The organism is Pedobacter rhodius (assembly GCF_027213645.1).
GTDB lineage: Bacteria > Bacteroidota > Bacteroidia > Sphingobacteriales > Sphingobacteriaceae > Pedobacter > Pedobacter rhodius.
In genome coordinates this window covers 139,814-151,338 of sequence record NZ_JAPWGL010000006.1, presented here as the reverse complement: position 1 = coordinate 151,338, position 11,525 = coordinate 139,814, and the positions used below count along the sequence as shown (strand labels likewise).

General features: G+C 34.4%; 8 protein-coding genes. 6 read left to right on the top strand and 2 right to left on the bottom strand.

The genetic code is table 11. The features are described 5' to 3' along the window. Position 1 precedes the first annotated feature (1 nt). From O0931_RS18925 to htpG, 4 genes are all read left to right on the top strand, one after another. Positions 2-1,315, top strand: coding sequence for a TolC family protein (locus O0931_RS18925; protein WP_269417056.1), 1,314 nt, complete (start codon positions 2-4; stop codon positions 1,313-1,315). 17 nt (positions 1,316-1,332) lie between these two features. Next, entirely contained in the window at positions 1,333-2,196 is an 864-nt protein-coding gene (locus O0931_RS18920) for an N-acetylglucosamine kinase (protein ID WP_269417055.1), read from the top strand. A 94-nt stretch (positions 2,197-2,290) separates the two neighbouring features. Beyond that, a complete protein-coding gene (locus O0931_RS18915; protein WP_269417054.1) occupies positions 2,291-2,683 on the top strand; it encodes a response regulator in 393 nt (130 codons plus the stop codon). A gap of 353 nt (positions 2,684-3,036) precedes the next feature. Next, positions 3,037-4,923 (top strand): molecular chaperone HtpG, encoded by a 1,887-nt coding sequence (gene htpG / locus O0931_RS18910; RefSeq protein ID WP_269417053.1) that lies wholly within the window; start codon positions 3,037-3,039, stop codon positions 4,921-4,923. Between the two features lie 92 nt (positions 4,924-5,015). Here the strand turns inward: htpG and O0931_RS18905 are convergent, their stop codons facing one another. After that, the gene (locus O0931_RS18905; protein WP_269417052.1) at positions 5,016-5,510 is read right to left on the bottom strand and encodes a type I restriction endonuclease; all 495 of its coding nucleotides are present in this window, start codon (positions 5,508-5,510) and stop codon (positions 5,016-5,018) included. Between the two features lie 379 nt (positions 5,511-5,889). Between O0931_RS18905 and O0931_RS18900 the strand changes: the two genes are divergently transcribed. Continuing rightward, positions 5,890-6,630: a LytR/AlgR family response regulator transcription factor gene (locus O0931_RS18900; RefSeq protein WP_269417051.1), complete on the top strand. Its 741-nt coding sequence runs from the start codon at positions 5,890-5,892 to the stop codon at positions 6,628-6,630. A 907-nt stretch (positions 6,631-7,537) separates the two neighbouring features. Next, complete coding sequence (locus tag O0931_RS18895; protein WP_269417050.1) at positions 7,538-8,650, top strand: sensor histidine kinase; 1,113 nt, start codon at positions 7,538-7,540, stop codon at positions 8,648-8,650. Positions 8,651-8,680: 30 nt separating this feature from the next. On the opposite strand, the gene O0931_RS18890 is transcribed toward O0931_RS18895, so the two are convergent. Next, the gene (locus O0931_RS18890; RefSeq protein ID WP_269417049.1) at positions 8,681-11,470 is read right to left on the bottom strand and encodes a lantibiotic dehydratase; all 2,790 of its coding nucleotides are present in this window, start codon (positions 11,468-11,470) and stop codon (positions 8,681-8,683) included. Positions 11,471-11,525: the final 55 nt, after the last annotated feature.

The following is an 11,525-nucleotide window of genomic DNA, read 5'->3' as shown; positions in this document are numbered from 1 at the left end:
AATGATTAATAGGATAAATTTATTCGTATTGTTAACGGCAATTTTTTCTTTCACCACGAAAGCACAGGAAAAATTGACTTTGCAGGAAGCAATTACGATTGCTATGCAAAACAATTACGATATTAAAATCAGTAAGAATAATATCGCCATTGCGAAGAATAATGCAACTATTGGCAATGCCGGTATGCTTCCGAATTTAACAGGTACTTATGCCAATGGAGGGAGCATTCAAAATACCCGCCAAACACCGGTAACCGGTGAAGACAGGGTGATAACCGGTGCAAAAAGTACAAATAATGATCTTGGCGCAGATTTAAACTGGACTATTTTTGATGGCTTTAGCATGTTTGCAAATTACGAGCGTTTAAAAGAGTTACAGAAACAAGGCGAAGTTACCTCGCGTTTAGCCATTTTAACAACAATTGCTGATGTGATTACCGCTTATTATGATGTTGCAAGGCAACAAAAATTAGTTATTGCAGCAGATAGCGCTATAGATATATCTGTTTTCAGAGAAAAGATTGCAAAAACCAAACTACAACTTGGCAGAGGTTCAAAGCTCGACGTTTTAACTGCTCAGGTAGATTACAATACAGATACATCTAATTACCTGCAACAAAAAAATGCCTTGCAGGTTGCTAAAGTTCGTTTAAACCAATTGCTGGTACGAAATGTAAATCTTACCTTTTTCGTTGATAACAATATCGATATCGATCAGGCATTAGTCTACAGCCAACTGGCAGAATTAGCAGAAAAACAGAATCCAAATGTTCAGAATGCCTTTATAAACCAGCGTGTTGCTAACCTGAATTTGAAGTCCATAAAAGGTGCCAGGTATCCTGTAGTAAGTTTAAATTCGGGTTACAGCCGAACCAACAGTACTTCGCCAACGGGCTTTAATCAAAAATTTGCAGCTAATGGATTTACCTATGGTGTAACGGCCAGCTTGAATCTTTTTAACGGTTTTCTGCAAAGGCAGCAGGAACGAAATGCTAAAATAGATATCGAAAATTCGACTTTAAACTTAGATAAAACAAAACTTGATGTAAGCACGCAATTGCTTACCGCCTATCAAAATTACAGCACCTACCTTGATTTGGTTAAGCTGGAACAAAGAAATGTCGACATTGCTAAGGAAAACTTAGACATTACCTTAGCAAAATATCGGCTGGGAAGCATTGCACCTTTAGAACTAAGAGAAGCGCAAAGGAATTCTATTGATGCGCAAAATCGCTTTATAGAAATGCAGTATCAGGCTAAGCTTGCTGAAATTACGTTAAAAGAAATAAGTGGTAATATAAATTTATCCAATTAATTTTTATATTTATTCCCATGATACTCGTTGCAGATAGTGGCTCATCAAAAACAGATTGGATGGGTTATTTTAATGGAGAAACCATTAAATTTAATACACAAGGCATAAACCCTTATTTCTTGAATGAGCAGGATATTAGCCGCATAATTTTAAAAAATGAAATCATATCGCCCCTGGCAAGCGAGGTTAAGGAAATTTATTTCTTCGGTGCAGGTTGTTCATCGCCAGATAAACATGAAGTGGTTTCAAATGGTTTGTCTACCGTTTTCACAAATGCTTTTATATCCGTTGAACATGATCTTTTAGGCTCTGTTTATGCAACCTGTGGCGATTCGGAAGGGTTAAACTGTATTTTAGGAACCGGTTCTAACATCTGTTATTTTGATGGTAAAAAAATACAGGAAGGCCATCATGGCTTAGGTTATGTACTTGGTGATGAAGGCTCAGGTACCTTTTTTGGTAAAAAAGTTTTATTAAGCTATTTGTATAAAAAAATGCCCGCTGATTTAGAAATGGAATTTATAAAGGCATTTCCTTCAGAAAAAGAACAAATCATAACTAATGTTTATCAGAAACCTTTTCCTAATATTTACCTGGCCGGATTTAGCCGGTTTTTAGCGAATAATTATGATCATGTTTTTGTTAAGGACATTTTAAAAAAGGGCTTTCAGGAATTTGTTGATACCAACGTTAAAGATTATCCGAATTATAAAACAATTCCCTGCCATTTTGTTGGTTCAATAGCCTACTATTACCAGGATATTTTAAAAGATGTTTTAAAAGAAAATGGAATTACAGCAGGGAAAATTTTGCAAAAACCTATTCAGGATCTTTACGACTTTATTTTACAGAAGGAAGATATTATAAAACAAGCCATTTAAACGCAGATTTTTGATATTAATAAAATCTTAAAACTTTGTAAACATAACATCAATCATTTTGTTATAATTACAATGCGTATAATTGCTAAAGAATATGAAGAGAATACTGGTAGTTGATGATGATATCGAGGTTTTAGAAACCATACAACTAATATTGGAAATAGGCGGATTTAAAGTTTCTGCGCTGAATAATGGTGAAGAAGTTTTCGATAGAATAGAAAGCTTTAAACCAGATTTGATATTACTGGATATTTCTCTCGGACATATTGATGGCCGTGTGCTTTGCGAACAGCTAAAATCTGTAGATACCACATCAAAAATCCCTATTCTTTTAATTTCAGGTTTATACGATCCTAAAGACTTTACCACTTTAAATTATGGTCAGGACGATTTTCTTTCCAAACCATTTCAAATGGATGTGTTGCTAAAAAAAATCAGTAAAATTCTCTCGCTTGAAGAAAGTGAACCAAGTTTCCATTTAAACTAGATTAAATTATCGAAATAACAGAAGCCAAATGCCTGATGCATTTGGCTTTTTACGTTTATTTCGGGAGCGTCATTGCGAATTGAAGCGTCGGAATGTGTACCGGCATTAAGCAATTTTTTTTGTAGAAGAAGTTCAAACTGACGCAGGAAAGATTGCTTCGTTGGCCGAAAAAGCCGCCTCGCATCCGATAGCTATCGGACAACAACTTTCTGAGGTAAAGTTACTAACGCTAATAATACAATCGCCATTAGCGTTAGTAACTTTAACAAAACACAACCCTGTCATTTTGGCAAACAAAATGCTTTGGAACAACCCTTGTTATGCAGCATGTAGATTAAACAATTTATTTACATATGAGCATACAGGAAAAGGGAAACATCTCCATCCATACCGAGAATATTTTCCCGATAATTAAGAAGTTTTTATACTCCGATAACGAGATTTTTCTTCGTGAGCTGGTTTCTAACGCAGTAGATGCCGTTCAGAAAATTAAAAGACTAGGTTCATTAGGTCAGTTTAACGGCGAAGTTGGCCAACCTTTGGTACAGGTTGCGGTTGATAAAACTGCAAAAACCATTACCATTAGTGATAATGGTTTGGGTATGACGGCCGAAGAGATTAAAAAATACATCAACCAGGTTGCATTTTCTGGCGCAAGTGAATTTGTGGAGAAATTTAAAGATGCTAAAGACGCGAATGAAATCATTGGTAAATTCGGTTTAGGCTTTTATTCGGCTTTCATGGTTGCAGATTTGGTTGAAATTCAAACTTTATCGTACCAGGATGGCGCAGAACCTGCCCGTTGGGTTTGCGATGGAAGTACTGAATTCGAAATCACGGAAGGTACAAAAACGACTCGTGGTACGGATATCATTCTTCATGTAAACAAAGATTCTGAAGAATTTTTAGAAGAATCGAAATTACAGCAAATTCTGGATAAATATGCTAAATTCTTGCCTGTACCAATTAAATTCGGAACTAAAAATGAGTCTGTTGAGGATGGTGAGGATGAAGAAGGCAAGAAAAAATATAAGGATGTAGAAGTTGATAACATTATCAACACCACAAATCCAATCTGGACTAAAGCGCCTGCAGATTTGTCAGATGAAGATTACTTAAATTTCTATCGTGAGTTATACCCGTTTAGTGAAGAACCATTATTCTGGATTCACCTGAATGTTGATTATCCATTTAATTTAACCGGCGTATTGTATTTCCCTAAGTTGAAAAACGATTTTGAAATGCAACGCAACAAAATTAAATTATATTCCCGTCAGGTATTTATTACGGATGAAGTTAAAGATATTGTTCCTGAATTTTTAATGTTATTACATGGTGTAATCGACTCACCGGACATTCCTTTAAATGTATCACGTAGCTTCTTACAGGCTGATAGTAATGTTAAGAAAATCAACAATTACATCACTAAAAAAGTAGCTGATAAATTAGCAGAATTATTTGCTAAAGACCGTAAATCTTTCGAAGATAAATGGAAGGATATTGGTTTATTCGTTAAATACGGAATGATTAGTGAGGAGAAATTCTATGATAAGGCAAAAGATTTTGCTTTGGTTGGCAACACTAAAAACGAACTTTTCACGCTGAATGAGTACAAAGATAAAGTTGCGCCTTTACAAACGGACAAAAACGGAACAGTCGTTTATTTGTATTCAAATGACGCCTCTAAACAAGATGCTTTTATTCAATCGGCTAATAAAAAAGATTACGATGTTTTAGTTTTAGATTCACCTATCGATAACCACTTCATCAATCAGTTGGAACAAAAGTTAGAAAAAACATCAATCAAACGTGTTGATTCGAGCGTTGCCGATAAGCTGATTGAAAAAGATGAAGTTAATGAACATGTTTTAAGCGAAGATCAGGTTAAGGAAGTTACTACAATTTTTGAAAAAGCCATTACAAAACCTGGTATGCAGGTAGAGGTTGTAGCGTTAAACCCTGAAGAATTGCCGGTTACCATTACCATGGATGAATTTATGCGTCGTATGAAAGACATGGCGGCAATGGGTGGCGGAATGGGTTTCTATGGTCAGATGCCAGATAGTTATAAAGTGGCCATAAACGGAAACCATAAATTGGTTAGTAAAATTTTAAAAGCAGAAGGCAAAGAGCAAAGTAACTTAGCGAAGCAAGCTGTAGATTTAGCTTTACTGGCTCAAGGCATGCTAACCGGTGCAGAATTAACCGCTTTTGTAAGCAGAAGTGTTGAATTAATTTAAAATAAACCTATAAGGTTTTGAAAACCTTATAGATTTGAAAACAAAAAGTCCCGATTTGCATCGGGACTTTTTCAGTATCAGATTAGATTGATTTAACTTGCAACATTTTGCTTAACGTTAAAATAATCTTTATGTTCTTCTAACAACTTCGCTATTTTAGCTGCTTTAGTGTCTTTAACATTAAATACAAATAAAGGTTCTTGTTTCTTTTTACTCCTTACCATTTTCTCGGTGTAAAAACGATATTCCAAACCATTAGTTAATAACCCGTATTTAGCTTTTGTTTTGCGGAAATATTTAGATAAACGTGAGTCGTTTATGTCCAGGCTATCTTCATGATGTTTACACTCCACTAAAATAGCAGGCTCACCATCTTTCATAATGGTATAATCAACTTTCTTGCTTTTTTTAACACCAAAATCCAAAACAGCTTCAGATTGAACTTCAGAAGGATTGAAAACATCGAAGCCTAATATCTGGATAAATGGCATAACCAATGCATTCCTTGTTAAATCTTCTGATTGAACCTGGGGAAGCATTTTCTTGATTCTTACGGCAAATTGCCCGATTTCGTCTTTAAGTTCCATGTCAATATATTTTTTAAGGTATTTTGTAAATGTTATTAGTCAAAAGCGTTGTTGCTTAATTCCCATAGTGTGTATGGCCTGTCAAATTTTGTTTATCCAGGCTACACATACTTAGGGCAGGCAGATGTTTCTAATCAAAAAGATGTTATCAAACAGACAAGCAATCTTTCCAATTATTCGTTTTTGGCAAACAGTAATAAAGATTGAAAAATAGACTGATGTTATTAACTTTTTTACATCAACCCTCCAAAATTTTACATCAACCACCCGCATTTTTACACGAAAAGCCAAAAAAGATTTTTTATTACAGAATATATGAACAAACTCTTTTTTTAGCTAACTTGCATTCAAATCATTCCAAACACACTTTATAATAATCATGAATTTAAAATGCGTTGTTATTGACGATGAACAACATGCTATTGAGGTTTTAACCGACCATATAGCTGAAATGCCCGGATTAACTGTTTTTAAAACCTTTACCAGCCCGGTGCAGGCACTTACTGAAATTAGTGTTGGCGATGAGATTGATTTATTATTCATGGATATTGATATGCCAGGAATAAATGGGCTGGAACTCGCTAAAAACATCAGGGAGAAAGCCAAATACCTTATTTTTACTACTGCCCACCCCGACTATGCGCTTCAGGCTTTTGACGTTCAATCCGATCAATACCTGCTCAAACCTATTTCATTTGCAAAATTTGCATTAGGAATAGACAGAATTTTGAAGAAGGAAGCCAACAATGCAAAAAATGCGGCTAAAGAAGCTGATCAGGTTGCCGCTTTATATATTAAGGGCGACCACAAATATGCTTTCTCTAATATTTTGATTGATGATATCTTATACATCAGGGCGCTTCAGAATTATATTCAGATAATTACAAAAACCGAAACCAACACAACTTACCTTACTTTAAAAGAAATTGAAAAGGCTTTAGAGAATCACGCCTTTATTCGCGTTAATAAATCAAATATCGTTGCCAAGGCAGCCATTAAAAAAGTAGATGGCAACATTATCAGATTGGTCAATAACGAAATGATTCAGATTGGGGAAGGCTATAAAGAAGCTTTTTTCGCCTATATACAAAGTAGTTTATTAAAATCAGGGAGAAGTTAAAACTACTTGTTAAAGATTTGTGACATTGATGAATTGGTAACTAATATGGTATTAGCTGTTGGGTCAGTGCTAAAGTTATTTTGACCTCTTAAACTTTTAAAAACAAATGCGGTACTCTTTTTTAATCTGCTAATGTTTACAGTTTTCATAGTTATTTATTAAAAACTTGCGACATAGATGAATTGGTGCATAAAATTGTATTTGCTGTAGGATCGGTGCTAAAGTTATTAACATTTCTAACATTTTTATAAACAAAGACAATATTTTTTTTCAGTTTAGTGGTGTTCTGATTCTCCATTTTAATTATTTGTTAAAGATTTGTGACATGGATGAGTTAGTACATAAGATTGTATTTGCTGTTGGGTCTGTACTAAAGTTATTCTGACCTTTAACACTTTTATAAACAAAGGCAGTGTTCTTTTTTAATTTACTGATATTTTGAGTTTTCATAATAATTACTTGTTAAAGATTTGTGACATAGATGAGTTAGTACATAAGATTGTATTTGCTGTTGGGTCTGTACTAAAGTTATTCTGACCTTTAACACTTTTATAAACAAAGGCGGTGTTCTTTTTTAATTTGCTGATATTTTGAGTTTTCATAATAATTACTTGTTGAAGATTTGAGACATAGATGAATTAGTACATAAGATTGTGTTTGCTGTTGGGTCTGTACTGAAGTTGTTTTGACCTTTAACATTTTTATAAACAAATGCTGTACTTTTTTTCAATTTTGCTGTGTGTTGTGCTTTCATTATTATGATATATTTTATTGTTATAGTATTTAAATTATTGTTCCGATTAACTGATGTAAAGGTGCGGCGAAAAGGGAGGTAGTCCGAAATTTTTACACAAACATGCTATTTTTACAGATAAAACCCCTGTTTTAGTAGATAAAACCCATTTAAATGAACATTCTTAAATTAAAAAACTGGTATAACCGAAATCACATCCACCTAAAAGCATGGGCTTTTTTCATTATTTATGAAGTTTTCATAACCGGTTTGATTTTTAGAAGCTTTTTTACTGTTCAAAGTTATCTTGTCCATTATGTAATAAATATTTCTTTGTTTTATTTTCATGCTTTTGGTATCAGAAAAATACTAAGTAGAAATATCAAGAATAAGGTTCTAATAATTATACCCTTTGTAATTTTTGAACTATTAGCTTTTATAGCCATTTCATTTTCATTAGAATATTCTTTAGCATTTATAACGAACGATATAAAAACGCTGAATGAATTGGCAATTAATCGTACTTATTTATCAAGATCTATATATAGAGCACTATACTTCATAGGTTTTAGCACAGGTTATGTATTTCTTCTTTCCTCTTTGCAGGAACGACGCAGAGTACAAAAATTAGAAAGACAAAACCTTGTTAATACCATAGAGAAACAAGCTTTAGAGAATGATTTAGTGCAATCGCAGAATAACTTTTTACGTAGCCAGATCAACCCGCACTTCTTATTTAACACATTGAATTTTATTTACAATGATGCCAGAAAGAAGGCGCCTTTGGCAGCAGATGCAATTATGAACCTTTCTGAAATGATGCGCTATGCTTTAAAAAGGCCGGAAGCATCAGAACTGGTACCGTTAAGTGAAGAAGTGGAGCAAATTGAACATTTAATTAACCTCCATAAATTACGCACCGCCAATACCATAAATTTTGATCTAGTTGTTAACGGAGACTTATTTGGTATACGTTTCCCTCCCCTTATCCTGCTTACTTTAGTAGAAAATATGTTCAAGCATGGAAATATTGCACATTCTACACAACCTTCTATTGTACAAATTGATTATAATAAAACAAGCTTAACAATCACAACCATAAATATGGTAAACGAGGTTAAGCGAAGAGAAGTCGAAAGCCATCATGTTGGATTAGAGAATATTGACAAACGCCTCAGTAACTTCTATAAAGACGAGTATTCATTTAAATTTTATAAAGATCCACTGAACAGGTACCTTACAGAAATTAACGTAAAAATAAATAATCCAATGGCTGGGTTAAATTAAATTAATATAAATCTATTACGTGAGTTTAGGCTACTTCATCGCATTTCTGCGTTGAACATCCTTTAATAAGAAATAATAAATAACCATTTCGTGGGTGCGCTGATCTTTATTAAAAAGGCGGTTCACATGCATATGCAGCAGGTCGCTAAAAAGCTGGATTTTTTTATCCGGTTTGCAGGTTTTAAGAATGTTGATAAAAGAGTTAGCAAATGAATTAAATGCATACAATTGGTCTTGATTTAAATCAAGATACGCCGATTTACGGTAAACCTGATATTGAGCATTTATTTTTTTGAAATCTGAAGCGTCCAGATGGTGTTCCTCGTTAAAGGAATCAGACATCATTCTGATTACGTCAGCAAATACCTTATCTTCAAACAAAGCCTCCTGCTGTATTTTATCTATCAAATCCGAACAATATTTATATTTACTCAGCGCATCGGGATGGGTTTCAAAAAGGGATAAAACAAACCGGCTATCTGCAGAAAAATGCTTTTCAACTTCCTCAATTAAATCATTTCCATAACGCTGTGTTTCCCTTCGATATGTTCTGAGTTGTAAATCAGACACCAAACCGGCCGCTAAATCCTCTTCCAGATGTGCTGAAAATGCGGCCGTTAAAATTTGCCCGTCCTTTTCATCATTCAGCAAAAGTCTGAATCTTAAATGATAGCCATTTTCATTATATCGAATAAAAAACCACGATTTAATCTGATTGCTGTACGTGTCTAAAAATTGGGCAATTGGCCCGCTCAAAAGCGTATCTGAACGTTGCTGATGACAATAAATTTCAAAATATAGCCATTCTTTTCCTGGTGGAAAAAATTGTTTCACTGAGGTTTCATCTAAAGCCGGCTGACTAAATCCATTATAAATTTTCTCCTGATGGTAGATATTCAAAATAAACTGCGCTAAATATGGGTTGCCTTTTTCGTCAACAACAACACTTTTTTCCGGAATAAGCACCTCCTCCAGATATACCTTATCTTGTTTTAGCATATATTGAAGAAAGGCATTTAAATCAAGGTCAATATTCTTATCAAAACATAAAGTCTGATCGGATAAACCTGCTTTGAAATTAGCACTTACACCTAGTTTATTCAAATAGTTTCTTAAATCAGTGAGGTTTAAAGATGAAACATCTGCCTTTTTAACCAGCCACCTTTGCTGAGATAAAACAATATTCTGGTATTGAAGTCGTGGATAGTATGGCAGTTCAGGGTATAAACTTTCTAAAAACAGCGTTAAGTTGGTTTGAATATTCTGATGCTGTAAATCGCACAGTAACCGGAACACAGATAAATCAGACCTTGCATAATTATATGCAGAAGCCATTCTTGGCACAACTCTTTTGTTCAGCTTTTTAGATCTTAGCACAACCTCATTCCCTTGTACAGAAAGCATAATATCATCCAATGTGAGTGGATTTTCAGACGTATCGAAGTTTAGTATGGAGAGTTGGTTATCGTAAACCAGTTTTCTTCGGTTTATATTATCTACATTGGTTTCGACCATGTAAGCAACATCAAAAAATAATATATCCGGATTTGCAGCTTGTTCGATTTGGCCGATTTTTTTACAATGCTGGTAAACTTTATCATTTGCCATCGTAAAACGACCGCTCAGTGCATTCGCCGTACTGCCACCGGTTTGGTCAACACAAATTAAATCATCAGAGACCGACAGGAGCATACTGAATGAATTCGGTAGTACAGTTGGTTTATCAGCCAATGGAAGACCAAGCTTATCTAATTTAATGGTTTCATTAAACCTGAATGACTTCGGATGAATTAGTTTTTTGAAATTTTGTTTTAATTTATCGTTAAGGTCATCACTTTTCTTATCCTGCTTACCAAAAAATTGGTTGATGAATTCGTCACCCTGGCCTGCCTGCTCCAGTTCATCATAACCAATGCCCATTTCGGGATCTAAAGCCATTGATAAAGGCACCTCTTTTTGTTCAAATTTCTTTTTAAACTTATTTACAAATTGCTTTAGTGCGTCACGTCCGTCAACAGGTAAAATGTGCTGCATCAGGTTTATTAATCCCGGAACCGCGTAAAACATTTTTTCATCCAAGCCCCCTGAAATTGTATTTCGCTCGGCAATAAGGTATTTGGGTGTTCCTTCGACGGGATTTACATGTATGCGGTCGAAATAGTCTTCGCCAATTATGTTAGGGTCAACATCGCTTAGAAGGAGTTGCAAAGACAACATATCTTCGAGCAGGGAAAGCACATCAGCTTGTACTTCTACAGAAACATCAAGGTTTTTAATCAATTCATTAACCCTGATTGGCTTTAAACAGGCTTTCAAAATCCGGATTACAAATTCATCTTTATCAATTTCAGCGAGTTCAAATAAACCATCTGTACAGGCAATATACCTGATACTTGTTGTTGTGAAATAGTAACTACTGTTCGCAAATAAAAAACAATTATTTTGCAGCAGCTCCGGTAAAGAAAAATTAAGGTTATTTTTATATGGCCAGTCTATAAATTGATGAACCAATTGCTTTTCTTCAAGTACAATCTGAGATGACGCAGTACTTAAGGCATCTTTTAGCATACTAAACCCGGCAAAAGTTCCATATGGTGTTGAGCGGAATTTAGCTCTATTGTAATACTTCCAAACCGTAAATAATACCTTAGGATTTAGTGTTGTCAATTCTTCGGCTTTTACCTCTTTAATGGTTTGATAGAAAGCTTCTGAAGAAATAGAAATGGCTTTTTTAAGTTCTTCCCAACAATCAGCCAGTTCAGATTGATATGAAAATCTTGGTGTTCTGAAAATTAAGTCTCGGTGTATGTTTACTTTCATGCAGGGAATTGATAAGCGAAAATTACAAAGATTAGTTTAAAACACAGAATTAAAG

Coding starts and splice junctions, on each gene's coding strand:
- O0931_RS18925 (WP_269417056.1), top strand. CDS start 2: ATGATTAATAGGATAAATTTATTCGTATTGTTAACGGCAATTTTTTCT.
- O0931_RS18920 (WP_269417055.1), top strand. CDS start 1,333: ATGATACTCGTTGCAGATAGTGGCTCATCAAAAACAGATTGGATGGGT.
- O0931_RS18915 (WP_269417054.1), top strand. CDS start 2,291: ATGAAGAGAATACTGGTAGTTGATGATGATATCGAGGTTTTAGAAACC.
- htpG (WP_269417053.1), top strand. CDS start 3,037: ATGAGCATACAGGAAAAGGGAAACATCTCCATCCATACCGAGAATATT.
- O0931_RS18905 (WP_269417052.1), bottom strand. CDS start 5,510: ATGGAACTTAAAGACGAAATCGGGCAATTTGCCGTAAGAATCAAGAAA.
- O0931_RS18900 (WP_269417051.1), top strand. CDS start 5,890: ATGAATTTAAAATGCGTTGTTATTGACGATGAACAACATGCTATTGAG.
- O0931_RS18895 (WP_269417050.1), top strand. CDS start 7,538: ATGAACATTCTTAAATTAAAAAACTGGTATAACCGAAATCACATCCAC.
- O0931_RS18890 (WP_269417049.1), bottom strand. CDS start 11,470: ATGAAAGTAAACATACACCGAGACTTAATTTTCAGAACACCAAGATTT.